The 26,688-nt window shown below is 66.2% G+C and carries 16 protein-coding genes; 7 read left to right on the top strand and 9 right to left on the bottom strand.

The features are described from left to right. Positions 1-15: 15 nt before the first annotated feature. The 3 genes from WM2015_RS12220 to WM2015_RS12210 all read right to left on the bottom strand — a co-directional run bounded on the left by WM2015_RS12220 (position 16) and on the right by WM2015_RS12210 (position 4,082). Entirely contained in the window at positions 16-1,620 is a 1,605-nt protein-coding gene (locus tag WM2015_RS12220) for a fatty acid CoA ligase family protein (RefSeq protein WP_049726309.1), read from the bottom strand. 487 nt (positions 1,621-2,107) lie between these two features. Continuing rightward, on the bottom strand, positions 2,108-2,995 hold the full coding sequence (locus WM2015_RS12215; protein WP_049726308.1) for an alpha/beta fold hydrolase: 888 nt from the start codon (positions 2,993-2,995) through the stop codon (positions 2,108-2,110). 70 nt (positions 2,996-3,065) lie between these two features. Next, complete coding sequence (locus WM2015_RS12210; protein ID WP_049726307.1) at positions 3,066-4,082, bottom strand: 3-oxoacyl-ACP synthase III; 1,017 nt, start codon at positions 4,080-4,082, stop codon at positions 3,066-3,068. A gap of 86 nt (positions 4,083-4,168) precedes the next feature. Between WM2015_RS12210 and WM2015_RS12205 the strand changes: the two genes are divergently transcribed. From WM2015_RS12205 to WM2015_RS12195, 3 genes are all read left to right on the top strand, one after another. Then, a complete protein-coding gene (locus WM2015_RS12205) occupies positions 4,169-5,512 on the top strand; it encodes a peptidase MATCAP family protein (protein WP_049726306.1) in 1,344 nt (447 codons plus the stop codon). A gap of 1,456 nt (positions 5,513-6,968) precedes the next feature. Next, positions 6,969-8,120: a cystathionine gamma-synthase gene (locus tag WM2015_RS12200; RefSeq protein WP_049726305.1), complete on the top strand. Its 1,152-nt coding sequence runs from the start codon at positions 6,969-6,971 to the stop codon at positions 8,118-8,120. A gap of 204 nt (positions 8,121-8,324) precedes the next feature. Further along, positions 8,325-8,738: an FHA domain-containing protein gene (locus WM2015_RS12195; protein WP_049726304.1), complete on the top strand. Its 414-nt coding sequence runs from the start codon at positions 8,325-8,327 to the stop codon at positions 8,736-8,738. A 727-nt stretch (positions 8,739-9,465) separates the two neighbouring features. Here the strand turns inward: WM2015_RS12195 and WM2015_RS12190 are convergent. Continuing rightward, a complete protein-coding gene (locus WM2015_RS12190; protein ID WP_049726303.1) occupies positions 9,466-10,779 on the bottom strand; it encodes a GntP family permease in 1,314 nt (437 codons plus the stop codon). Between the two features lie 183 nt (positions 10,780-10,962). Between WM2015_RS12190 and WM2015_RS12185 the strand changes: the two genes are divergently transcribed. From WM2015_RS12185 to WM2015_RS12175, 3 genes are all read left to right on the top strand, one after another. Further along, positions 10,963-13,344, top strand: coding sequence for a TonB-dependent receptor (locus tag WM2015_RS12185; RefSeq protein WP_049726302.1), 2,382 nt, complete (start codon positions 10,963-10,965; stop codon positions 13,342-13,344). A 482-nt stretch (positions 13,345-13,826) separates the two neighbouring features. Next, the gene (locus WM2015_RS12180; protein ID WP_049726301.1) at positions 13,827-17,144 is read left to right on the top strand and encodes a hybrid sensor histidine kinase/response regulator; all 3,318 of its coding nucleotides are present in this window, start codon (positions 13,827-13,829) and stop codon (positions 17,142-17,144) included. A 434-nt stretch (positions 17,145-17,578) separates the two neighbouring features. Further along, positions 17,579-18,088, top strand: a complete 510-nt coding sequence (locus tag WM2015_RS12175) for an REP-associated tyrosine transposase (protein WP_049726300.1) — start codon at positions 17,579-17,581, stop codon at positions 18,086-18,088. Between the two features lie 341 nt (positions 18,089-18,429). Here WM2015_RS12175 and WM2015_RS12170 read toward each other — a convergent pair whose 3' ends face one another. From WM2015_RS12170 to WM2015_RS12150, 5 genes are all read right to left on the bottom strand, one after another. Then, the gene (locus tag WM2015_RS12170) at positions 18,430-20,049 is read right to left on the bottom strand and encodes a hypothetical protein (protein ID WP_049726299.1); all 1,620 of its coding nucleotides are present in this window, start codon (positions 20,047-20,049) and stop codon (positions 18,430-18,432) included. Then, complete coding sequence (locus WM2015_RS12165) at positions 20,046-21,302, bottom strand: tetratricopeptide repeat protein (RefSeq protein ID WP_049726298.1); 1,257 nt, start codon at positions 21,300-21,302, stop codon at positions 20,046-20,048. Before WM2015_RS12165 ends, WM2015_RS12170 begins: the two co-directional genes overlap by 4 nt. Positions 21,303-21,319: 17 nt before the next feature. Continuing rightward, positions 21,320-23,695: a GumC family protein gene (locus WM2015_RS12160; protein ID WP_049726297.1), complete on the bottom strand. Its 2,376-nt coding sequence runs from the start codon at positions 23,693-23,695 to the stop codon at positions 21,320-21,322. A 13-nt stretch (positions 23,696-23,708) separates the two neighbouring features. Continuing rightward, positions 23,709-24,713 carry a polysaccharide biosynthesis/export family protein gene (locus tag WM2015_RS12155; RefSeq protein WP_245609764.1) on the bottom strand — a complete coding sequence of 335 codons (1,005 nt, stop codon included), beginning with the start codon at positions 24,711-24,713 and terminating at the stop codon, positions 23,709-23,711. A 98-nt stretch (positions 24,714-24,811) separates the two neighbouring features. Further along, positions 24,812-25,798, bottom strand: a complete 987-nt coding sequence (locus tag WM2015_RS12150; protein WP_049726295.1) for a hypothetical protein — start codon at positions 25,796-25,798, stop codon at positions 24,812-24,814. Between the two features lie 472 nt (positions 25,799-26,270). On the opposite strand from WM2015_RS12150, the gene WM2015_RS12145 reads away from it, so the two are divergent. Then, positions 26,271-26,603, top strand: coding sequence for a MarR family EPS-associated transcriptional regulator (locus tag WM2015_RS12145; protein ID WP_049726294.1), 333 nt, complete (start codon positions 26,271-26,273; stop codon positions 26,601-26,603). Positions 26,604-26,688: the final 85 nt, after the last annotated feature.

Raw genomic sequence — 26,688 nt, 5'->3', positions numbered from 1 at the left:
GCCGCCGAGGATCCTCTACGACAGATCGGCTGCGATCTCGGCGCGCCGGATCTTGGCGTTGTGGCGGATGTCCACGGGAAAGGCCTTGCGCGTTTCCACGCGCTCGATGCCCCAGCGTGCAACGGCAGTTCGGACCGGTTCGATCAGGGTGGATGGATCGACGCCGGGCTCGGGTTCGATCACGATCACCGGCGTCTGCTGCCCCGGCTCGCCCAGGCCGACCAGAGCACTGCGGTAGACGCCGTCGATCGCATTGACCGGCCCTTCGACGCATTCGGTGTAGAGCTCGTCCTCGGCGGTCCGGACGCGCTCCGACTTGCGTCCGCAGAACCAGAGTCGACCCTGGTCGTCCCGCCAGCCCAGATCGCCCATCCGGTGCCACACGCGGCCCTGGCCATCGGTCATCTTGGCGGCACGGGTCTGTGCTTCACGGTGGAAGTACTGGTCGGTCACCGTTGGCCCCTGCACGCAGATCTCGCCGATCTCGCCCGGTGCCACGTCCTGGGCATATTCGGCCAGACCGATCGGATCGTCGCTGATCTGGATCACGCGCACCTGGTTGGCGTCCAGCGGGCGGCCGACGCAGATGCCACGGCCCTGGCGATTGCCTTCGGACAGTTCACCCGTCAGTTCCCGGCCCGAAACCGTCGCGACCGGCAGGCATTCCGTGGCGCCATAGGGCGTGTGGATGTCGGCCGCCTCGTCCAGGGCGCGATGGATTCGTTCGATCACCTTCGGGTGGACCGGGGCACCGGCCGAGAGCACGCGCTTGAGGCCGGGGAGACGAATCCCGTTGGCCTCCAGATGGCGGGTCAGGGTGTTCATCAGGGCCGGCGAGCCGAACAGATTGGTGACCGCGTAGTGCTCGATCAGGCTCACCAGCATCGCTGGATCGACCGAGGCCGGGCGCGTGAAGTCCATCGGCGGAATCACCGTGGTCATGCCCAGGGCCGGGTCGAACAGGGCAAAGGGTGGGAAGGTCGGCAGATCGACCTCACCGGGCTGCATGCGATAGCTGTCGCGGACGAGCTCGACCTGGGCGGCGAAGTGGCGGTGGCGGTAGACCACGCCCTTGGGGATGCCGGTGGAGCCGGAAGTGAACAGGATCGCCGCCGGGTCCTCGGGGTCGACCTCCGGCGCCACGAAGCCTCGGAGCTCGCCGCCGCGCAGGGTCTTGTAGCGCGTGCCGAGCCAGAAGACGCGCGGGCCCACGGTGATCGTGCGCTTCACCGAGCCGCGTGCCCAGCCCAGCACGAGACGGGCGATCTGGGCTTTCGTGATGCCGATGAAGACCTCCGGCTCGGCCTCGCCGAGGCAGGCCTTGAGCGGCTTCAGGCCGATGCCCGGATCGATCAGCACCGGCACGCAGCCGGCCTTGAACAGGGCGAAGAACAGGGCGAAGAACTCCAGCGAGGGCGGCACCATGAAGGCCACCCGCGTGCCGGGACGAATCCCCTCCTGCGCCAGACCGGCGGCCAGACGGCTGCTGAGCTCATCCAGCTCGCGATAGCTGTAGCGCTGGTCGGCCCAGCCGTCCCGGGTTCGCCGCTTCGGAATGATGAGCGCGGTCCCGAAGGGCTGCGTCCGAGCCTGCGCAGTCAGAGCTTCAGCGATATTCATGATGCGTATGGTAATCGGGTGGGGTAGGTTTCAGGGTGCAGGTTTCAGGTTTCAGGTTTCAGGAAAACACGGCTTCCGGGTTATGGGTAACTCGATGCCGAACGAAGGCACCCCGGACAACCGGATGCCAACACAACCCCCCACATCGACACCGCCCGACCGTAACCCGCCGTAGGTCGGGGCCACACGCGCGGGCGTCCTTCAGCGATGCGCTTCTTGCCGTTGGCAAACCGCACATCGCTTCCGGACTGCGCTCCCGACGGACCATGTACCAGACATCTCCATCAATTCGACTGCGCAATGTCCCAACCATCGCGGAAAGCCCGACGCACGGATATCCCAGCCATCACGGTCAACGCAACGACCAACAACCGTTACGGGCAACTCGATGCCGAACGAAGACGGCGCAATTCCGCAACCACCGCGGAAAGCCCGACGCACGCATGTCACAGACATCGCCGACAAGCCGGCGATTACCCTGCCGCGATCAATCCGCCTCGGTCAACCAGGCCCGCACGGCCGGGACGATCGATTCGTGCGCGTCCTCGAGCACGTAGTGCCCGGCATCGGCGTAGTAGCGGATCGGCTTGCCGGGCAGCTTCTCGCGCCAGATGTCGAGGACCCGGTCATCGAAGACGAAATCCTTCGCGCCCCATTGGAACAGCACCGGTTTGTCGGCCAGCAGAGGGAGTCGACGCTCGGTCTCGGCCAGCACGTCCCAGGCGGGATCTTCCGGGCTCAAGGGAATGTCCTGGACGAAGCGCAGGGTGGCCAGGCGCGAATCCACCCCCTGGCGATAGGGCCCGGTCATGGCGCGCGCGACTTCGCGGTCCAGCTTGCGCTCCGTCGCCATGCGAACGGCCAGGCCGGAAAAGGCGTTGAAGCGCTGGATCAGGAAGCTGCCCAGGCGGGTGCGGGCGAAGCGCAGGGAACGGGGCAGGTGCTCGTCGGGCGGAATATTGAAGGCCCAGGTGTTCAGGATCACCACGCGGCGGACGCGCTCGATGTTGCGCACGGCCCAGCTCAGGCCGATGGCACCCCCCCAGTCATGCACGATCAGATCGACCGGGCGGTTGGGCTCGACCGCATCGAGCCAGTGGCCCAGGTCTTCGAGGCGCTGCGACAGGGTGTAGTCGTAGCTGGCGTCGTCAGGGCGGTCCGACAGGCCCATGCCGATGTGATCGGGGACCAGGCAGCGGAAGTCGGGCTTCAGGTCTTCGACCAGGCGCCGATAGTAGAACGACCAGGTCGGGTTGCCGTGCACCATGACCACGGGCTGGGCATCGCTGGGCCCCTCGTCGAGGTAGTGCATGCGGTGACCACCGGCCTGTTCGTGGAACTGGCCGGTGTAGGGGTAGAGCGGCGATGAGAACATGCTTGCGTCCCTGGATTCAGGCCGGCCGAATCACGGCCGGGCCTTCTGGATCGGCCAGTGGCCTCGAGTCTTACCAGACCACCTCGGCCATGGCGCAGTTCAGGCCCGAGCCGATGCCCATCAGGGCCATGCGATCACCGCGCTTGACCCGGTTTTCCTGCACCATCCGCGACATGACGGTCGGGATGGAGGCCGGGCCGATGTTGCCCAGGAACGGGAAGATGCGGTAGACCCGCTCGGGATCGGCGCCGAAGGCACGGATGAAATTGTCCGTGTGCGCCTTGGACACTTGATGAATGACGACGTGATCGAGCTCCTGCACCACCCAGCCCATCACCGTGCGGGCGGCGGTGAAGGTCATGCCGGCCAGCTTCATGCCTTCGATCAGCAGGCTCTTCGTGTCGGTCCACATCTGGTGGTTCCAGCCGCGGCACAGGTTGTTGAACTGGGTCGCCGCACGGGCGACGCCGCCGCGGTACTGGTGGCCGTCCGGTTCCAGATCACCACGCGACATGACCATGGCGGCCGCGCCGGAGCCCAGGGTCAGGCTGGCGAACTCGCGCTTGAACTGATTGCGGGTGACCTTCGGCCCCAGCAGGCGTTCGATGGTGATCTCGTTGATCTCCCGGCTGTTCTCGCCGTTGACGATCAGGGCGTAGTCGATCTGACCGCGCTCGAGCATCTGGGCGGCAATGTTCATGCCGTTGATGAAGGCCAGGCAGGCGTTGCCGACGTCGAAGCTCTCGCAGGTGTCGGCCAGGCGCAGGTTGCCGTGCACCATGCAGGCCGTCGAGGGCTCGAGGAAATCACGCGAGACCGAGGTGTTGATCAGGATGCCGACCTGCTTCGGGTCGATATCGGCCTTGGCCAGGGCTTCCTTGGCGGCCAGGGTGGCGCCGTCGGACGGCATCATGCCCTGATCCCAGAAGCGGCGCTCCATGATGCCGGCCAGGTCGATCAGGGGGTTGCCCGGAACGCGCAACTTCTTGAAGGTAGGAGCCAGACGCTCAGCGACCTCTTCACTGGTCACGCGATTGGGCGGCTCCACATGGGCAACGGACTTGATGACGACGTTATCGAACAGCACTGATTCTTCCCGGCCCGCAAGGCGAGCAGTTGGTAATTCGAACCCGGTATTATAGCGCCACATCGATCAGTCCACACGGGCCGCGAATGAGCCCCCAGAACCGCCTGAAACAGGACATCCGCCGGGCCGCCACGGCGCTGCGCGAAGCCGAGCAGCCGCTGCGCATTCTGGGCCTGCTGGCCTGGCCGCTGGAGGTGCGCAACGAGTTCCTGGCTGCTGGTGGGCGACGTCTTCCGGAGGTCGAGTACCCGGAGGCCGACACCCGGGCCGTGGACGAGCGCCTGGCGGTGGCGCGCCCCCTGATCGCCCGGGCCGGGCCTGCGCGGGAGTGGCTGGAGCGCATCGCCGATCGCATCGCCACCGCCAGCCGGATGCTGCACCAGCGCGGCGAGGTCGGCTTCTTCGTCGAGTCCAGCGCGCTGTACGGCGCCCCGCTGCACCTGTTGAAGGACAGCGCGCGCACGCCGCTGGATCTGGCGCGTCGCCTGCGCCGCATCATCGATCGTTTGAGCCACGTCGATCTCGGCGCCCCGGACGATGCCTCGGCCAGCGCCGAGGACGTCGCGGCGCGCCTCGAAGTCGCCGTCGAGCGCTACTTCGGTGACGAAGCCCCGGCGATCGAGCTGGTCGACAACCTGTCGGCCAACGCCACGGCCGGGCCCGATCGCATCCGCATCCGGACCACGGCGAGGTTCACGGATCGCGATGTCGAGCAACTGGTCCACCACGAAGCCGGCATTCACGTCACCACCGGCCTCAACGGCCGTCATCAGCGCCAGCTGCCGATCCTGGCCTCCAGTCACCCGGGCACGACGCGCACCCAGGAAGGCCTGGCGGTGTTCTCCGAGTTCATCACCGGCTGCATGGACCTGGATCGCCTCAGCCGCCTGGCCGATCGGGTGCTGGGAATCCAGATGGCCGTCGACGGCGCGGATTTCGTCGAGGTCTATCGGCACTTCCTCGAACAGGCCGGAGGAAGCCTGCCGGACGAGGCCCAGGTCCGGCGCCGCGAGGATTTCAGCACGGCCGAGAAGATGGCCTTCGAACAGACTCGTCGGATCTTCCGTGGCGGCCTGCTGACCGGCGGCGCGCCCTTCACCAAGGACATTGTCTACCTCGACGGACTGCTGCGGGTGCACGATTTCCTGCGCTCGGTCATCGCGGCCGGCCGCGCCGATGTGCTGATGCTGCTGTTCTGCGGCAAGCTCGATCTCGAAGACATACCCGTTCTCTGCCAGCTCGCCGACCTTGGCCTGGTCCGCGCACCGAAATTCCTGCCGCCCTGGGCCGCCGACCGTCGCTTCCTCGTCAGCTACCTGGCCTACTCCGGCTTCCTCGGCCGCGTCCGCATGGGCCAGGTGCACAAGACCTATGCGGACATCCTCCAGAAGGCGCCGGTGGTGCAGTTTTCCGAGTCCGAGGTGGGGTGAGCCGCCCATACGATCCGCCTTCGTCCAGCCGCCGTGATGTGTGGGGAATGCGTGTGTCGGGTTTTCCGCGATGGTTGGGACATTGCGCAGTCGAATTGATGGAGATGTCTGGGGCATGGACCGTCGGGCGCGTGGGCCCGACCTACGGCGGGTTTCGATCGGATGGGTCGATAACGGGATGGGCGATGGCCGCCGACATTCCGGGGTGGTCCGATTGGGCCGCGAAACCGTAGGTCGGGCCCACGTGCCCGACGGTCCATGTCGAGGGTGTCTCCGTCAACCCGACGGGCAGCGCTGGGAGTTCCCGGCACCCAACGCCATCGAAAATGCCTCCGATATCCGTCCGTAGGATTTCCGGCGAAATGTGCGACATTGCGGCGTCGGGTTGGCGGAGACACCCGCGACATGGACTGGCTACGTCGATTCGCTGTGATGTCTGGGAAATGCGTGTGTCGAGTTGCCTGTGATGGGCGGGGACATTGCGCCGTCGAATTGACGGAGATGGCTGGGGCATCGACCGTCGGGCGCGTGGGCCCGACCTACGGCGGGTTTCGATCGGATGGGTCGATAACGGGATGGGCGATGGCCGCCGACATTCCGGGGTGGTCCGATTGGGCCGCGAAACCGTAGGTCGGCCCAGCGCAGGTTGGAGGCGTGGTGCGGTTGGCCGCAGGCCAGAAGCGCCGCGCCGGAGACCGCCCGCGCGTGTGGCCGACGGTCCATGTCGAGGGTGTCTCCGTCAACCCGACGGGCAGCGCTGGGGCTCTCCGGCATCCAACGACATTAGAAACCAACCACCGTCCATGATCCGGCGATGTCTGCGATGTCCGTGCGTCGGGTTTTCCGCGACATTTGTGGCATTGCGCCGTCGAATTGACGGAGATGGCTGGGGCATGGACCGTCGGGCGCGTGGGCCCGACCTACGGCGGGTTTCGATCGGATGGGTCGATAACGGGGCGGGCGATGGCCGCCGATATTCCGGGGTGGTCCGATTGGGCCCCGAAACCGTAGGTCGGCCCAGCGCAGGTTGGAGGCGTGGTGCGGTTGGCCGCAGGCCAGAAGCGCCGCGCCGGAGACCGCCCGCGCGTGTGGCCGACGGTCCATGCTTCCGGTATCTCCGTCAACCCGACGACCAATGCCCGAGCTCCCAGCAGTCGAAAACCTCGGAAACCAACCACCGTCCATGATCCGGCGATGTCTGCGATATCCGTGCGTCGGGTTCTCCGCGACATTTGTGGCATTGCGCCGTCGAATTGACGGAGATGGCTGGGGCATGGACCGTCGGGGACGTGGCCCCGACCTACGCAGGGTTTCGATCGGATGGGTCGATAACGGGGTGGGCAGTGGCATCCGGTATCCCGGGGTGTCTGCGTTCGACATTGAGTTCCCGGAAACCGGAAACCTCCCCACCAGTCCCGATACAATAACGGGCTGATCAACGCAGGCATTGCATCCCATGGCTCACAAGCTCAATACGCGCGTCATCCACGCCGGCCAGTCGCCGGACCCGAGCAACGGCGCGATCATGACGCCGATCTACACCACCTCGACCTACGTGCAGAAGAGCCCGGGGGATCACCAGGGCTACGAGTACTCGCGTACCCACAACCCGACCCGCAAGGCCTGGGAATCCTGCATCGCCGATCTCGAAGGCGGCCGCCACGGCTTCGCCTTCGCCTCCGGCATGGCTGCCATCGACACCCTGATGCACCTGCTCTCGCCCGGTGATCACGTGCTGGCCATGCATGATCTCTACGGCGGCACCTGGCGCCTGTTCGAGCGCGTGCGCCGCCGCTCCTCGGGCCTGGACTTCAGCTTCGCCGATCTGGCCGATCTGGACGCGGCCCGCGCCGCCGTCACCGATCGCACGAAGATGATCTGGGTCGAGACGCCGACCAATCCGATGCTTCAGCTGGTCGACATCGCCGCGATCGCCGAACTGGCCCGCGAGATCGGTGCGAAGCTGGTGGTCGACAACACCTTCGCCACGCCGATGCTGCAGCAGCCGATCGCCCTGGGTGCCGACATCGTCATGCATTCGGTCACCAAATACCTGAACGGGCATTCCGACATGGTCGGCGGCGCCGTGGTGGTGAAGGACGATGCGCTCGGCGAGGAGCTGGCCTTCCTGCAGAATTCGGCCGGTGGCATTCAGGGACCCTTCGATTCCTTCCTGGTCATGCGCGGGGTCAAGACCCTGGCGCTTCGCATGAAGGCCCATTGCGAGAACGCCCAGCGCATCGCCGAATGGCTGGAAGGCCAGGACAAGGTCGCCAAGGTGATCTATCCGGGTCTGGACTCGCACCCGCAGAAGGCCCTGGCCGAGAAGCAGATGAGCGGCTTCGGCGGCATGGTCAGCTTCGACCTGGGCGGCGATCTGGCGCGAGCGCGCCGCTTCCTGGAAAACACCCATCTGTTCGCCCTGGCCGAGTCCCTGGGCGGGGTCGAATCCCTGGTCAATCACCCGGCGATCATGACCCATGGCAGCGTGCCCAAGGAGCGTCGCGAGGCGCTCGGCATCACCGACACCCTGATCCGCCTTTCCGTCGGCATCGAGGACGTCGATGACCTGATCGACGACCTCACCACTGCCCTGGACCACGTTTGAACCGGCCGGCCGGAAATCGAGAATCCTCTCGCTGAGGCGTGGAGAAAGACGTTTGATCTCAAGAAGTGTGTTTCAGGCTCGCCTCCTGGCGGAAGGTTGCCGACCGCTGCGGAGCGCTGATCCAGCGCTTCCAGCCAGCCCATTCTTGTTTTATCTGCGCCTCTGCGTCTCCGCGAGAACCCTTCTTTTCGAGAACTCAGAATCATGCAATTTCGATTGAAAGGCGCCTCTGGCGCGATCACGGGTCAGACCTTTCCGCTCGACGACGACACGCCCATCGGCAGCGGCGAGCAGGCCAGCGTGCAGCTCGACGGATTGCTGGAGCAGCACGCCCGCCTGGTCTTCGATGGTGAGGTGTTGATGCTGGAGGCCGCCGACCAGGCCTGGGTCAACGGCGAGCCGGTCAATCGCCAGGCGCTCAAGTCCGGCGACGAAATCCGCCTGGGCGAACACCGCTTCGTCCTCCAGGCCCCGGGCCTGCGCCCGCCCAGCGTCCTGCGCGACGTCCAACCGCGACGTTCACGCGCATGGATCGGCTGGCTCGTGGGCGCCGGCATCGCCGGCGCGGCTGCCGCGGCCGTGTGGTGGTACCTGAACAGCGGAGCGCCGCCGGCCTGAAACCGTAGGTCGGGGCCACACGCGCGGGCGTCCTTCAGCGATGCGCTTCTTGCCGCTGGCAAACCGCACATCGCTTCCGAACTGCGCTCCCGACGGTCCATGTCGCGGTTATCTCCGTCAACCCGACGGGCAGCCCGGAGAATTCCGTTGCCACCTGAAATCGGGTTTTTGGCGGGTCGTGATTCGGGGCGTGGCGTTGACCGTGATGGCTGGGATATGCGTGCGTCGGGCTTTCCGCGATGGTTGCGACATTGCGCAGTCGGGTTTGCGGAGATGTCTGGGACATGGACCGTCGGGCGTGTGAGCCCGACCTACGGCGGGTTTCGATCGGGCGGTATCGATAACGGGGTTGGCCGTGGTGTCCGGGTATCCCCGGGTGGCCTGATACGGCCCCGAAACCGTAGGTCGGGGCCACGTCCCCGACGGTCCATGCCTCAGGCATCTCCGTCAACCTGACGGGCAGACCGGAGAATTCCGTTGCCACCTGAAATCGGGTTTTTGGCGGGTCGTGATTCGGGGCGTGGCGTTGACCGTGATGGCTGGGATATGCGTGCGTCGGGTTTTCCGCGATGGTTGCGACATTGCGCAATCGGGTTTGCGGAGATGTCTGGGACATGGACTCCGATCGGGCGGTGTCGGCGTCGGTGTCGGGGATTGCAACGGCATCCGGTTATCCGGGGTGCCTCCGTTCGGCACCGTCCAAGCCGGAAACCGGAAAGCTTCCCCCTTACAACCCCACCGCGAACAAGCCGAGACAGAGAATCAGCCCGAGCAGCGGGATGATCACTGTCAGGGCGCCCATGGGCGCATACGCGGCGGCGTGGGTTTCCTTGCAGATCGCGCGGATGGTGGTGACCACGTAGCCGTTGTGCGGCAGGGAATCGAGCGCGCCGGAGGAGATGGCGACGACGCGGTGCAGTTGCTCCGGGTTGACGCCCTGGTCGACGTAGTGGGGCCCGAGGATGGGCAGGGCGATGGCCTGGCCGCCGGAGGCCGAGCCGGTCATGGCGGCGATGGCCGAGACCGCGATCGCGGCCGAGACCAGGCCGGAGCCGGGCAGGCCGGTGACCCAGACCACGGCCGCATCGAAGGCCGGTGAAACGCGGGCGACGGTGCCGAATCCGACCACGGCGGCGGTGTTGCCGATGGCGATCAGGGCGCCCGTGCCGCCTTCGGCCAGGGCTTCGCCGGGCTTGTGCAGATGACGCAGATTGATCAGGGCCGCGCCGATGCAGCCGGCCAGCAGGGCGATGATCAGGGCCGAGGTGCCCAGCCGGTCATGGGTCGCGAAACTGATCCCGAGCACCAGCAGCAGCGGAATCATCGCCAGGGCCGGGTGGGGCAGGTCCTGGCGATTCGAGCCCGGGTCGTCGGCGCGTTCCTCGAACACCTCACCGCGTGCCACGGCGCGCTTCAGCATCCAGCGCAGCCATAGAAAACCCGTCGTGGCCATGAAGATCGCCACGATCAGGCTGGCCTGCCAGGCAGCCAGCGGGCTGGTGCCGAGAAACTCGATGGGGATCCAGTTCTGGATCTCGGGCGAGCCGGCCGAGGTCATGGTGAAGGTCACCGAGCCGAAGGCCAGGGTCGCCGGAATGAAGCGGCGCGGCAGATTGGCATCGCGGAACAGGCTGAGCGCCATCGGGTAGACGGAGAAGGCGACCACGAACAGGCTGACGCCGCCATAGGTCAGCACGGCGCAGGCCAGCACCACGGCCAGGGCGGCCCGGGCCGTGCCCAGGCGGGTAATGATCCAGCGCGAGACGCTGTCGGCGCCGCCGGAGGATTCCATCATCTTGCCGAACAGGGAGCCGAGCAGAAAGATGAAGAACCAGGAGGCGATGAATCCGGTAAAGCCATTCATGTACTGGGTGACCAGGTTCACCCCGTCCTCGCCGGCCAGCGGCGGCAGCAGGGGCACGCCCGAGGTCAGGGCGACGAGCAGGGCACACAGGGGCGTGGCCACGAACAGGCTCATGCCGCGCATGGTCAGGAAGATGAGCAGGCCGAGGCCGCCGAGCAGGCCGATCAGGCTGAGCATGTGCGCTCCAGGTTCGAATAAGGATGCGCTCATGGTGGCGTTGCGGGCCTGCGTGGCGGAACTGTACCAAGGTACAAGTTACAGGCCAGGCCCCGGCTTTCTATGCTGGCTCGAAATGGCCCCGGTCCGAGTCGGCCGCGGCAGTCAACGACACGACCCCGTATTGCCCCCAAGGGAGTAGACATGAAGACTGGAAAGATTTCGACCCTGACCCTGGCCATCGCCCTGGCGCTGTCGGCCAGCGTGGCCGCCCAGGACAACGATTCCGATCAGAACGAGAGCAACAACAACACGGAAGAGAATGCCGAACTCGGGTCGATCCAGGTGACCGCCCGCCGGCGCACGGAAACCCTGCGCGACGTGCCGATTTCGGTCACCGCGATCTCCGGTCAGGACCTGGCCGACGCCGGTGCCCAGGACATCACCTACCTGAACCAGGTCGTGCCGAACACCACCCTGGAAGTTTCCCGTGGCACCTCGAACACCCTGACCGCCTTCATCCGCGGCATCGGCCAGCAGGACCCGGTGGCCGGTTTCGAAGCCGGCGTCGGGATCTACATCGATGATGTCTACCTCAACCGTCCGCAGGCCGCCGTGCTGGACATCTACGACGTCGAGCGCGTCGAAGTGCTCAGAGGCCCGCAGGGCACGCTCTACGGTCGCAACACGATCGGTGGGGCGGTCAAGTACGTCACCCGCCGTCTGGGCCGCACGCCCACGGCCAGCATCCGCGGCGCCATCGGCAGCTTCTCCCAGCAGGACCTGGTGGTCAGCGGCGAGACGCCGATCGGCTCGACGGCCGCCATCGGCGGTGCCATCGCCACCTTCAACCGCAACGGCTACGGCACCAACCTGAACCTGGACGAAGAGAACTACGACAAGGACGTGATGGCGGCTCGTGCGAGCTTCGAGTGGGAGCCGAGCTACGACTTCTTCCTGCGCCTGTCCGGCGACTACTACAAGGACGACTCCAATCCGGTCGGCGGCCATCGCCTGATCCCGGGCCTGTTCAGCGGCGCGCCCGTGCTCGATGACGTCTACAACTCGCGCAGCGGCATCCAGGGCAAGAACGAGACCGAAGCCCAGAGCGTCACCCTGCTGATGGAATACGACTTCAACCCGGCCTGGCAATTCAAGTCGATCACCAACTGGTACGAGAGCGACAATACCCAGCAGATCGACTTCGACGCCCTGCCGGCGGTCGACCTGGACGTGGCCACGATCTACGAGAACGAGCAGTTCAGCCAGGAATTCCAGCTCAACTACACCAGCGAGCTGATCAGCGGCGTCGCGGGCTTCTACTACCTCGATGCCAACGCCTTCGGACCCTTCGACGTGCGCCTGTATCAGTTGGGCGCGCTGCTCAATCTGCCCGAGTTCAATGCCTTCACCCTCGGCGATGTGGACACGGAAAGCTGGTCCTTCTTCACCGACATCAGCTTCAACCTGGCGGGTTTCTTCGACCTGAACACCGGCCTGGAGCTGTCCGTCGGTGGTCGCTACACCAGCGACGAGCGCAGTTCTCGAGTGCTCCGGCAGAACATGCTCGGTGAGTCCGAATTCTTCGGTGGCGATCCCATCGTCTTCGCCACGACCTCCGATTTCCAGGGCTCCGAGACCTTTACCGACTTCACCCCGCGCGTCAGCCTGGCCTGGCAGCCGACGGACAACCAGAACCTCTACATCAGCTGGGCGCAGGGCTTCAAGGGCGGCAGCTTCGACCCGCGCGGCCTGACCACGGCGGCACCGGACTTCAACGGCGACGGCACGGTGTCCGAAGACGAGGTCTTCGAGTTCATGAAGTTCGAACCCGAAGAAGTCGACACCTGGGAAGTGGGCGCCAAGTCGCGCTGGGCAGACGGTCGGGTCAACACCTCCCTGGCCCTGTTCCACAGTGACTACACCAACATCCAGGTGCCGGGCTCGATCGGTGTGGACAGCGATGGCGACGGCGTCTTCGACACCTTCGCCGGCGTGACCACCAACGCGGGCAAGGCCACGGTGCAGGGCGTGGAGTTCGAGATGAGCGCGCTGCTCGGTCGCAACATGATGACCACCGGTGACAGCCTGATGCTCAACACGGCGGTCGGCTACATCGACGCCGACTACGACGAGTTCATCACCGCCGTCGCTGATCCGGCCACCGGTGCCACCGCCCTGGAAGACGTCTCCGACCAGCGCGTGTTCCAGAACACCCCGGACTGGACCGGCCACCTGAACCTGGCCTACGAGCGTCCCCTGAGCCTGTTCGGCGCCGATGGCACCTTCGGCATCATGGGCGCCTGGTCCTATCGCGGCGAGACCAACCAGTTCGAGATTCCCTCGGACTTCCTCGACCAGCCGTCCTACTCGCTCTACGACATGCACCTGACCTGGAAGCGCATGGACGGCCGCTACGAGATCGGTCTGCACGGGCGTAACCTCGGTGACAAGCAGTACATCACCTCGGGCTACGTCTTCGCCACGCCGGACGGCAGCGCCTCGACCCTGGGCCTGGAAGGTGTGATGAACGCCTTCTACGGCGCCCCGCGGACGATCACCCTGACCGGCACGATCAACTTCTGATCACCCCAAGACGACTCTCCCGTCTTGACCCCGGCCGTCGCAAGGCGGCCGGGGTTTTTCTGTTGGAGCGTGGCGTTGGGGCCGATAGTCGTAGGTCGGCCCCACGTGGCCGACGACCGGAGAGTCCCGTTGCCACCTGCGCTCTGGTTCTTGGCCAGAAACCGTTGTTGGTCGTAGTGTTGACCGTGATGGCTGGGATATGCGTGTGTTGGGCTCTCGGCGATGGCTGGGACATTGCGCCGTAGGGTTGGCGGAGATGTCTTGGGCATGGACCGTCGGCCGCGTGGGGCCGACCTACTCAGGGCTTCGATCAGGCGATGTCGATATCGGGGCGCGCAATGGCATCCGGCCGTCCGGGGTGCCTTCGTTCAGCACCGCGTTACCCGCATCCAGCATCCCGGAAACCGGAAACCGGAAACCCCAACCAAAGTCTCTACAATCATTCCTGAACCCAAGCCATCCTGATCCCCGCGCCCCCACCCATGCCGTCGCCCACGATTTCCATCCTGACCCTGTTGCTGGCCGGCATTGCCTGGCTGGGGGGCTTGTTCGCGGTGGCGGTGTACGGGGAGCGCCACGGCGGGCGGCTGAGTCGGCGCTGGGCGATGGGCTGGCCGCTGGTCTATTCCCTGTCCCTGGCGGTGTACTGCACGGCCTGGACCTTCTACGGCACCACCGCCCAGGCGGCGCGCTTCGGATGGCCGATTCCGCCGACCTTCGTCGGCACGATCCTGCTGTTCGTCCTGGCCTCACCCTTCCTGATCCGGCTGGTGGCCTTGAGCAAGGCGGCCAATGCCACCAGCATCGCCGACTTCATCGCCAGCCGCTTCGGCAAGTCCTCGACCCTGGCGGCGACGGTGACCGGCGTGGCGGTGCTGGGCATCGTGCCCTACATCTCGCTGCAGCTGAAGGCCGTGGCGATGAGCTTCGACGCCCTGATCGGCGGCGCGAACCGCACGGTCGAGCCCGCCGCCTGGCAGGACCTGGCCCTGTACGTGGCCCTGGTCATGGCCGTCTTCGCGATGCTCTTCGGCACGCGCCGCACGGCCGCCACCGAACACAATCGGGGCCTGGTGCTGGCGATGGGCTTCGAGTCCCTGCTCAAGCTCGTCGCCATGCTGGCCCTGGGCGCCTTCGTCGTCTTCGGTCTGTTCGACGGTCCGGCCGAGTTCCTGGCGCGGACCGAGCGCCCGGCCTTCTCCTCCCTGGACAGCTTCCTGAGCCTGAGCCTGCTCGGCGCCCTGGCCATGTTCACCCTGCCGCACCAGTTCCACATCGGCGTCGTCGAGTGTCGCGATCAGCAGCACATCCGCACCGCGCGCTGGCTGTTCCCGCTGTTCCTGGTGCTGATCAGCCTGCCGATGCTGCCGCTGGCCTGGGCCGGCAACGCCCTGCTGGCCGCCAACGGCACGCCGGCCGATCTCTACGTGCTGATGCTGCCGCTGGGCGAAGGGCAGGGCGGTCTGGCCCTGTTCGCCTTCCTGGGTGGCCTGAGCGCGGCCACGGGCATGGTCATCCTGGCCAGCCTGACCCTGTCGATCATGATCGGCAATCACTGGCTGACGCCGGTGCTGGTCAACCGCGGCTGGGGCCGCGACGAGGGCCCGCGCTGGACCGTGCGCCTGCAGCGACGCCTGGGCATCGCTCTGGTGCTGCTGCTGGCCTATGCCTACTCGCGCGGTGTCGGCCGCGCCGAAGCCCTGGCCGACATCGGCGCCCTGAGCTTTTCCGGCCTGGCCCAGCTGGCGCCGGCGGTCTGGCTGGCGGTCTACAGGCCCGGTCTGCCGGCGCGGGTGATCCTGGCGGGTCTGCTGGCCGGGGTCGCGGTCTGGGCCTATGTGCTTTTCGCGTCGCTGCTGGTCGACGGCGGGCCCTGGGGTCTTTCGTGGTTGTCGCCCGACGGCCTGTTCGGCCTGAGCGGGCTCGAGCCCCTGTCGCGATCGGTGATCGCCTCGCTGCTGATCAATCTGGGCGTGATCGCGCTGCTGACGAAACTCTGGCCCGAAGGAACCGAACAACCGGCGCGAGCCCAGCTCCTGGAGCGAGCGGTGATGCGCAACCTCGCCACCCGCTTCCTGCCCGAGCAGCGCGTGCATCAGCTGTTCGATGGTGATCGCTCGGACCGCCAGCTGGAGTCCGCGCTCGAGCATGAACTGGCCGCCGTGGTCGGCTCGGCCTCTTCTCGCCTGCTGCTCGACGCCGCCCGCAAGCGCACGCCAGCGCCGCTGGACACGGTGGCGGATCTGGTCGGTCAGGCCGCCGCCCGGGCGCGCTTCTCGCAGGAGGTCCTCTCGGGCGCGCTGGAGAACATGAGCCAGGGCGTCTGCGTGGTCGATGCCGACATGCGCCTGGTGGCCTGGAACTCCGCCTACCTGGCCCTGTTCGACTACCCGCCCGAGCTGATTCGGGTCGGCCGTCCCGTGGCCGAGCTGCTGCGTCACAACGCGGCGCAGGGCCTGATGGGCGAGGGCGACGTCGAGGCCAAGATCGAGCGGCGCCTGAACCACAAGCGGGCCGGCTCGCGGCACCTGGTCGAGCGGCCCTGGCCGGACGGGCGAATCATCGAAATCCGTGGCAACCCGATGCCCGGCGGTGGCTTCGTGGCCACCTTCACCGACGTCACCGCCTTCCGCAGGACCGCCGAAGAGCTGAAGGCGATCAACGAGACCCTGGAGCAGCGTGTCATCGCCCGCACCACGGAACTGGAGCGTGCCAAGCTGCACGCCGAGCGAGCCAGCGAGGCCAAGACCCGCTTCCTGGCCGCCGTCAGCCATGATCTGGTCCAGCCGCTCAACGCGGCGCAGCTGCTGACCCATTCCCTGGGTGCGCGCCTGAACGACCAGCCCGAAGCCGAGCCGATCCGGCAGATCTCCGGCGCCCTGGCCGCCACCGAGAACCTCCTCGAAGGACTGCTCGACATCTCCCGCCTGGATGCCGGCGGCGTCGAGCCTCGGATCAGCCGTTTTCCGCTCGGTGAGCTCTTCGACCAGCTGGCCGGAGAATTCCGCCTGATGGCGCAGGAGCGCAACCTTCGCCTGGACTGCGTCAGCACCTCCGTCTGGGTCGAGAGCGACCCGCAGATGCTGCGCCGCATCCTGCAGAACTTCCTGTCCAACGCCGTGCGCTACACGGACGAAGGGCGCATCCTGATCGGCTGCCGTCGGCGCGGGGATCGCGTGCAGGTCTGCGTCTTCGATACGGGTCCGGGCATTCCGGCTGCCGACCGCCGCCTGATCTTCGAAGAGTTCCGCCGCCTGGACAAGGACCGTGACGCGCCTGGCCTGGGCCTGGGTCTGGCGATCGCCGATCGCATGTCGAGGCTGCTCGACCATCGACTGGAACTCGCCAGTCGCGAAGGCCGGGGGACGATGCTGAGCGTGAGCCTGCCCCGCGTCGAGCCGGAGGCGCGACCGATCAGCGCGCCCGTCGAGCAGACCAGAAGCGCGGGCGGACGCGTGCTGGTGGTCGACAACGACCCGAGCATGCTCGAGTCCCTGGTGCGCCTGTTCAGTGGCTGGGGCCATGAGGTGATGAGTGCCCGCGACCCGGCCGGCGCCGAAGCCTGCTGGCAGGCACAGGCCCCGGATCTGTTGGTGCTCGACTACCACCTCGACCACGGCCTGACCGGCCTGGACCTGATCCGCGAACTGCAGCGGGCCGGTCGCCATTGCCCCACCATCATGATCAGCGCCGACCACGCCGCCGATGTCCGCCAGGCCGCCCGCGCCGCCGGCTGCGAGTTCCTGCACAAGCCGATCCGGCCATTGGCGTTGAAGTCGCTGGTGCGCAGGTTGGTCTGAGGGGGCGTTGAGGGATGGGAATGGTCGTCGGGTTGACGGAGATGTTTGCGACATGGACCGTCGGCCACACGCGCGGCCGGTTTCCGGCGCGGCGCTTCTGGCCTGCGGCCAACCGCACCACGCCTCCAACCTGCGCTGGCGCGATCTATGGTTCGGGGCCGAATCGGGGTTGTCCGGATTTTCGGATGCCATTGCGCAACCCGCTATCGAGATTGCCTGATCGAAGCCCGCCGTAGGTCGGCCCCACGCGGCCGACGGTCCATGCATCCTGAATCTCCACCAACCCGACGGCCCATTGCCCCAACCACCGCGGCCCTTCCGGCGCCCGGATCTCCCTGGCCCCGCTGAACCCAACGACCCCCGAGCCGATTTCCTACCCCCAATCGCGCAATTCCCCCGACGCCCGAAACTGACATCGACGGCACGCTATCCCCATGCCTCGATACCGACGATATTTCTCCCCCTCCGACGCGGTGTTCCTGACGATCGTGACCCGCGACCGTGCCCCCTGGCTGCGCGATGCTCGTGCCAAGCGCCTGGTGATCGAAACCCTTCGTGATCTGCGCGAAAGGCACTCCTTCAAACACTACGGCCACGTCCTGCTCGACGACCACATGCACTGGCTGATCCAATGCCACAGCGGCCGCGGCATCTCCGACCTGGTCCGCGACATGAAGCTCGGCGTCATCCACGGCTACCGTCGCCTGGGCCTGCCGTCCCGACGCCTGTGGCAGAACCGCTTCTACGACCACATCATCCGCCACGAACGCGACCTGCACGTTCATCTGGACTACATCCACTACAACCCGGTCAAGCACGGCTACGTCGACCGACCGTCGGATTACCCGTGGTCGAGCTTTCAACACTGGGTCGATCGGGGGCACTACACGCCGTACTGGGGCGAGTCCGAACCGGCCGCGCCGGGGATGATGGGGGAGCCGTGATTCTTCATTGAGAGGAGTGCGGCGCCTAGGACCCAACGTCTGGCGGTGGCTGGATGCTCCGGTCGTCGGGGACGTGGCCCCGACCTACGGGTTTCGGGGCTCGCCGACAATGTGGGGCCGACCTACGGGTTTCGGGGCTCGCCGACATTGTGGGGGCGGCCCCAATCCCGTAGGTCGGGGCCACGTCCCCGACGACCGGAGAATCCAGAATCCACCTGAAACCGGGCCTTTGCGGCCGCAACCACGGTCGACCGGCCCGATCCTGATAAGAGCAACGCAGCGGTGCCGGTCACTTCGCGGAGCCAGGGACGTCCACCAAGCCACCTCGGCGCAGGCGCGGCTCAGTTCGCGGGATTCTGCGCCTGGATTGCCGTGATCTTCAGCGCAAAGGGCGAGGGTGCGAATTGAAACAGGACATCGAGATTCTGGACGCGTGACGCCGTGCCGGCGCCGTTGAGCAACTCGATGCGCTGTGACGCCCTGACGATCCAGTCGTTGCCATCGCGCTCGGCCGAGTGCACCTGCAGCGAAAGGCGCCGACCGTCGCTGGCCTCGAACAGGGTCGTGAAGTAGTGCTCCAGCGGAGCCCGACCCGACTGGCGATCGAGTCTGGGTTGATCTCCGAACAGGCCCATCACGCCCTCCAGATCGCCCGTCTCGAAAGCCCGCTGATAGCTCTGGAGCAATTCGCCGACTCGGTGCCGCATGACCGGCCCCAGGGACAACTGGCCTGGCGGTGGGCCGCCACCTCGGCTGCTGGACGGCTCGATGACCGGAGCGCGCGCTGGCCGGGTCGCCGACGCGTTGGAGTCGCCCCTGGCATTGGAAGCCTGCCTCCGAGCCGGGTCTGGACCGGGCTCCGAGCCTTCGTTCGAGGCCGATGGAGGGGCGCTGCCTTGCCCTGTATTCGATTGCAGACGCTCGGAACGACTCGGGATCGGCGCCTCATTCGCTAGCCCATTCTGCCTCGGGACCGGCGACGGCTCGACCCGCTCGGAATCGATCGCCGCAGGCGGGCCAGCGCCACGCTCCTGGGCTGAGGTCGTTACCGACGCCAAGCTCGATGACTGGGGTCCGGCGGAATCGTCAACAGCGGACGACCGCATCGTCGTCGATGCTACCCGGGTCGTTGCATCCGCTGGCTCGATGCTGGCCGGCTCCTCTTCTTCGATGCCAGTCTGCGGCTCGCTTCGAATCCATCCATCGCCCCCTTCGGCGCCCGCGCTGCGTTCGGGGGTTTCATTGTTCACGGCCGTTGTCGCCGGCTGAGCATCGGGCCTTGATTCGACGCTTCGCGGCGAGGGCCGGGGATCGAAAGCGGTTTCGGGAAGGGTCGCTGGCTCGCTCAGCAGCACGCTGATCACGGCCAGTCCGAGCAGCAGCACGAGTCCGCCGATGAGTTTGTGCGCAAGCCAGCGGTCGCCGCCGAATCGCTGGCGCAGAAACATCGCCAGCGAGCCTTCACGGTGCTTGATCGGTCCGCGGTGGGGCGGCGTCCGGCCGCCCTGGGAATGCGCATGGTGCGCGCCGGCTTCTGGCCGAGCCTCCTCGGTCTCCGCGTCGGGGTTTCGCTTGAAGACCTGGTAGGCCTGGATGATCGCCTGCGAGCGCTGGGTCAGCCAGCCGTCCTCGCCGGGGACCCGGTCCGGATGAAAGGCGGAGAGCAGCAGGCGGTAGCGACGGCGACGCGCATCGTGCTCGAACTCGCTGCTGACACCGGCCTTGCCCTGCTGGAAGACATCGTTGAAGAACAAGCTGTGTTCCAGTATCCGGAGCGCGTTCAGCGCCAGCTCGGGTTGCGTGTCCACGCTGCCCAGGGCTTGCTCCAGCGCTTGCCGATGCTCATTCGATTTCGAGCGCGTGACCCAGCCGAGCACGGCCGAGACCTCGGCCTGATTGAGTTCGTAAAGCTCCCCCTCGGCGATCGACTCGGCCAGGCGAATGATCGAAATCTCGTTCATTCGGGCGCTGGTAATGGCGTCGCGCTATCGCTGACCGGCAGGGCTTCGATCGCAATCTCGTCGAGCCAGAGCTGACCTCCGATGTAGCGATCGAAGGCCTGGGTGGGATCGCGCCGCAGGTTGATCTCGATCAGGCGAACGCCCTCGGGTAGTTCAAGGTCGAGGCTGAACGCCTGCCAGCCGAAGTGGGCGCCGGGGACATCGAGTCGATGGTTCATCGCGCCGTCCACTGCCCGCACGAACAGGTACGGCCGGGCGCGAGTGGTCAGCCCCTGGCCGCGCCATTGTCCGGTCAGACGGAAGCGCTGGCCGACCGGCAGCGGCACCAGGATGCTCGGATGGGCCAAGCGCAGATTGTGACTGCCGGCAAAGTCCAGGCGCAGGCTGCCCGGCGCCTGGGCGTAGGTCTCCATGTCACGGGCAATGCGAACGCCCTCCGGCAGCGGGCCGACGCGCCAGTTCAGGCCCCGCGCCGGCCCGAACTCGCGGCCGAAACCGCCGTTCAGCACCGTGCCTGGGCGGTAGCGCGGGTCGCTTCGCTGCCACAGCGCCATCGCCGAGTCGACCTCGCCCTCACGCAGGAGGAAGTCGAAGTAGGTCAGGAACAGGGGTGAATCCAGAGCATGACTGGAGGCGAGCCGATCCCAGACCGCTTCGGCCAGATCACGCTTGCCCTGGCGGTAGGCGAAGTCCATGGCGGCTTCCCAGTGCGCTTCGGTAGCCGGGACGATGCGGTCCAGCAGTTGATCGGGGTCGCGGATCCAGCGCTGAGCGATGAACAGGGCCTGTCCCAGCTCGCGTGGCTGGTCTTCGGCCCAGAGCCTCAGGAAGCGTTCGGTCAGATCCAGGTCGCCGGCGTGCAGCGCAATCTGGGCCGCCTGCCAGCGCGTGGCCGGGCTGTAGGGTTGCACTGCAACGCCGGACAGCAGGTCCGCCCGCAGCACCGCCGGGTCACCGCCACGGCCGGCCTTGATGCGAGCCTGGGCCAGCCAGGGCAGGGCTTCCAGCGGGTAGAGGGCAGCCGCCTGGGTCAGCAGCTCGGCGGCCCGATCCGGATCCACGGCCCAATTTCGCGCCGCCTGACGGGCCGCCGGATGAATGGAAAAGGTGTCGTACAAGCTGGGGCCGAGCGGGCTGACGATGGCGTCCTGTTCGGCGACGGCGTTGAATCGGCGAAGCTCCAGGTAGTCCGAGCCGACCGCGGCCAGGCCGGCAAGCATGGCCAGCAGGATGATGAGTCGAGATCTGCGCATCGGGTCTGGTCAGCAGATCAGGCCGTGCGTTCCAGGTTCTTTCCGGCCTTGTTGCGTCCGCCTTCGACCCGTTCGTCCTCGTCGTGACTGTAGTTGTAGTAGTACGAAGAGTAGTAGGCGTAGTCGGGCGACTCCATATCGATGCGGTTCATCACCACGCCCAACAGCGGCGCGTGCACCTGTACCAGTCGACGGGTGCTCGTCCGGATGCTTTCCTTGCTGGTCTTGCCGGCGCTGGTGACCAGGATCACCCCGTCGACGCAACGCGACAGGACCAGGGCATCGGCCAGGCCCAGAATCGGCGCCGAATCGATGATGACGTGATCGAAGGCCCGGGCCGACAGGTTGATGATCTTGCGCATGCGGTCCGATGACAGCAACTCGGCGGGGTTGGGCGCCTGGTTGCCGCTGGGCATCACGAACAGGCCCTCGGTGGTGGTCGGGATGATCGACGAGGTCGTCACTTCCTGGCTGCTGACCTCGGCGATGCGGTTGGTCAGGCCCGGCGACTGCTGGATCGAGAAATCACGGTGCAGGCGCGGTTTGCGAAGGTCGGCATCGATGAGCAGCACCCTGGCGCCGTTCTGGGCCAGCACCGTGGCCAGGTTGATGGCATTGGTGGTCTTGCCGTCGCCCGGGCCCGGGCTGGTCATCAGAATGGTCTTGGGCATGCCCTGCGGCGTGGAGAACATCAGGCTCGTGCGCAGCGAGCGGAAGGCCTCGGACACGGCCGATTTCGGGTGCAGTTCGCTGTAATGGCTGACCGCCCGGTCCTCGGCGCGCGTGGTGGTGCCCGATTTCTTGCGCTGCTCGCTGAGCTTGACGATGGGGATCAGGCCCAGCACCGGGCGTCCGACCAGTTTCTCGACGTCTTCCGTGCGGTGCACGGTCGAGTCCAGGAACTCCAGCAGCAGCGCCAGGCCCACGCCCACCACCAGTCCGAGCAGCAGGGCGATCGACAGGTTGCGGGAAATGTCCGGCAGCACCGGGTAGCCCGGGCGCAGGGCCGAATCGATCACGGCGATGTTGTTTTCCTGGGCGCCGGCGGCAACGCCGATTTCCTTCAGGCGCTGCAGCATGCCGTCGTAGAGTTCACGGTTGGTCTCGAACTCGCGGCGCAGGATGTTGTACTGCACGCCCTGCTGGTTCAGCGCCAGGATGCGCCCTTCGTTCTCGGCGATCGCCTCTTCGAGGGCGGCCACCTCGGCTTCCAGGTTGCTGTACTCGGCGATGACGTTGCCGATGATGAAGTCGGCGCGCTCGCGGATCTGGCTGTCGATCTCGTTGATCTGGCTTCTGAGCTCGGCGATCGCCGGATAGTCCTCCATGAAGCGCTGCAGCAGGCCGGAGATCTCGGTTTCCAGCTCGGCCTTGCGACCGCGCAATTCGGCGATCTGGCCATCGTTGACCACGGGGCGGATGGAGTCGCCGCGGCCCTGCTCGATCAGCTGGTTGAAGGCTCGCAGCTGAACCAGGTCGCCACGTGCGCCGCTGAGGCGATCGTTCAGGGTGCGCACCGAGCTCTGCGACATGTTGATGCGCTCTTCCAGGTCCGCCACGCCGTTGGCCTGGGCGAAGTCGATCAGGTTCTGATCGGCGCGCTCCAGCGCGATGCGCATGTCGGCCAGCTGCCCTTCGAGGAACTCCCGGGCCTCCTGGCCGGCGTCGTAGCGCCGCTGCATGGTGGAGCGCACGTACTCCTCGACCACGGCGTTGGCCAGCTGTGCCGCGAAGGCCGGGTCGAAGCTGTTGACGGACACGTATACCAGACGCGAATTTTCACGCGGATTCACCGAGATGCGTGCACGGAGCCGTCCACCGGCGCTGCGGATCGCCGCCTCGCGGGCGGCTTCCGGCGTCTGCACCGCCGTGCCGGGCTGGGCGCTGGGCGGGTCGGAGCGGATGAGCTGCATCAGGCGGCCGGGCAGGGCGCGCAGTTCACGGTACAGGTTGCGCTGGGTGATCTCCCCCGACAGCTCGGGGTGGTCCCAGACCTCCAGCTTTTCGACCACGTTCTCGGCCAGCTGACGCCCGCGCAGGATCTCGTACTGGGTCTGGTAGAACTGCTCCACGCCCTGCCAGGAGCGCGGCGCGGCTTCGAAATCCTCGATGCGCAGGATGTTGGCGGTTTCGTGGTTGATCTGCACCACGGCCGTGGCGCGGTAAACGGGGATGGTCAGCCAGCTCGACAGGGCCGCCGTGGCGATGAACACGGCCAGGATGCTGACCACCACCCACTTGCGCTTGAGGATGGTGCGCCAGATCTCGAGAAGATCGATGGCATCGTCGTCCTCGTTGGCCTTGGACTGGTACGGGTCGTACTGGGCCAGCGCAAGATTCTGGCCGTCGATGGGCCGGAGGTGGCGGCCGTCCTGGATGCGTTGATCACTCATCGTTCGGCGGCCCTCAGTTCAAGGGCCGGAAGCCGAGAAAGGCGATGTCGCGCAGGATCCGCATGCTGCCGGCCCAGGCCGTGCGCACCGCGCCATACTCGATCATCACGATGTCACCGTCGCGCAGGATCAGATCGGCGCTGGGGGACTCGCGGATCTCGTCCAGGCTGACCACGCTGTTCTCCCACTCATTGGAGGCGGGGTTGCGTCGCAGCACGCGCAGGTTGGAACGGCTGGCCTCGAACTTCAGGCCGCCGGCCATGGCGATCGCCTTCAGGACCGTCGTCTCGCCCGTGCGCTGGTACACGCCCGGCCGCTCCACGGCGCCCTCGACGAAGATCGACCCGGCCCGCGGGACGTTGATCAGCGCCTGTTCGCCGAGAAAGAAGTTGAAGTGCTGCGGGTCCTGCATCAGGTCCTCGACGCTGATGATCAGGCTGCGCATGCCCAGCTCACCGCTTTCCGGGTCGCGGGCGCGGTCGGTCACGTAGATCTGCGTGCCCGCATCGGCGGCCAGGCCGCCGGCCATGGCAATGGATTCCAGCAGGGTCATTCGGCGATCGGTGTTGTAGACGCGCGGCGCGGCAAGGGCGCCGATGGCGGTGAACTGCTGGCTCCGGAACTCCAGCACGGCAATCGAGACCTGCGGGTTGCGAAGATAGCGCTCACTGTAGGCGTCAGCGATGATCTGCTCGGCTTCCTGCAGGGAGTAGCCGCTGAGTTCGATCTGGCCGATCAGGGGCATGTTGACCGTGCCCATCCCGGCCACTCGATAGTCGCCGGACAGCTCGGGTACGTTGAAGATGTCGATCTGGATCTGATCGCCGGCGCCGATGCGGTAATCCTGCGCTTCCAGATCGGCCGTGGCTGCAAAGCTCAGCAGCTGCTCGTTGATGCTGTCGACGCGCGCCTGCGAGGCGAACTCCTCCTGGAAATCGGCCATGTCGCGATTGGCGCCGCCGGACGCGCAGGCCGACAGCAGCGCGAGCAGGGCCAGGGCGGTAATCAGGCGGACCACAAACCAATCAGGATGGCGAGTGGCCATCCTGATGTGGGAGAGCAGGCAACGGGGCGACGTTCGATTCAAAGCACTTCCAGAGCGATGGGCCCGAGAGATCAGGGGCTGACCGGCATCGGGTCGCAATCCTTGATCCAGTAGCCGATCACGCCACCGACGAGAATGCCGCCGGCCAGTTCCAGGGCGCCGAAGCGCTCGCGCATCCACCAGGCCCCGAGCAGTTCATCGTCCACCACTTTCAGGTAGACGAAGCTGGTGACCAGGCCCGTGTCGCCGTCGATGAAGCGGATTTCGTAGTCGCCCTCGTCGTCCGGCGCTTCCAGCAGCAGGATCGGGCCCTCTTCGGTGCTGACAATGCGCTGGAACTCTTCCGGCTCGGCGCCGCGCTCGGCGATGGCGATGAAGGACTCCGACGCGTTCGAAATCCCATCCCAGCGGATGCGGAAGTTTTCGTTGGTCTCGACCAGTTCGGGCGATTCGATCCGGATCATTTCTTCTTCGGCCGCACCCGTCACCTGGGTCAGGAGCGGTTCGGCATCGCTCAGGCTGGCCATCAGGCCGAGCCGGTCGCCCGCGGCCACGTTGTAGCGCGAACCCTTGCCCGTGACGATCGACAGCATGCCCGATTCGACGGCGACGTCGATCTGGCCATTGTCGAGGCGGCGAATGACCCCGGAGAGGGTGTCGATCGGCGCCTCCACGTTCAGCGCCTGGCCCTCGCCCGGTGAGGTCTGCAGTTCGAAGTCATCGACCACCACCCGGAACTGGCCGGCCATGCTTGGCAGGCTGTAGAGCAGCGTGCCCTGATCCAGGCTGACCGTCACCGCACCGCTCTGCGAGTCCACGCTGACCGTGGCGGCCGAGGAGGGCGCCAGGCCGATGGACCCGCCGATGTCCAGCGCCAGCAGGGCAGAGCCGCTGCGGGTGATGATGCGGTCATCGGAAAACAGGGTGTACTCGGTGTTGCGTATCGGCACCGCGGCACCGCTGCCAGGCGCTTCGATGCTGACCGACCCGTCGATCTGCAGCGAACCGATCGGTGAGGCCAGCGCCATGCCTGACGCGGCCAGACCCAGGCCCAACATCCCACCCTTGAAAAGAAACGACCCGAGCCGCGCAAAAGCAAGCATCTACAACTTCCCCAAAGTATTGATTTCTCGGGAAAAGGCCAAAGCAGGCGCAACTTCCCGAATAGGCCTTTACTCTATCCTTCAATCAAACAAGCGTCAAATGCTTATTTTTCCGGGAAAAATCCGCCGACGATCGGCCTGGCGGAGGCCTCGCGAAGGAGGCGGAACTCGAGCCCGCCCGAATCAAGCATCGGTCGGAGTGCCAGCCGCTGGCACTCCCTGCCATGCCTCGGGCCATCCTCGACCTGCGCAGTGGGCCTTGTGCGGATTCTCGGGGCATTGTAACCTCCACTCGTTCAACCGTTGAACGCGATTGACCGACGCCGCGTTCAACCACCTTCCAAAACGCTGAATTGGGAAGCCCGCCCAAGGGCGGTAGCGTGCCCGGCGGCAAACCATCACGACCTTGCCTGATTAGAGCTCACCCCTGAACCTCGAAACGCGACTGAAGCTGCTGCGTGCTCTCCACGCCGACCCCAGCCTGAGCCAGCGAGCCCTGGCGCGCGAGCTAGATATCAGCCTGGGGAAGGTGAACTACTGCCTGCGCGCCCTTATCGAGAAGGGCTGGGTCAAGGCCGGCAACTTCAGCCGCAGCCCCGCAAAGCATCGCTACATCTACCAACTGACACCTCAGGGGATCGCCGCGAAAATTCTTATAACGAGGCGGTACTTGAAGCGGAAGCTTGTTGAACGAGACGCGCTCCTCGATGAAATCGAGCGTTTGAAGTCCGAAGTGGATGCTGCAGGGGAAAAAGTTTGACACTCCAGGCGGTGGATCGGAATTTGGCTCGTCGAGTTAATTCGTACCATGATTTTTTTCTCAGCGACGCCGCTAACTAAAGGGG

The organism is Wenzhouxiangella marina (assembly GCF_001187785.1).
Lineage (GTDB): Bacteria > Pseudomonadota > Gammaproteobacteria > Xanthomonadales > Wenzhouxiangellaceae > Wenzhouxiangella > Wenzhouxiangella marina.
The sequence above is the reverse complement of the archived record's forward strand: the minus strand, read 5'-3'. Positions and strand labels throughout refer to the sequence as shown.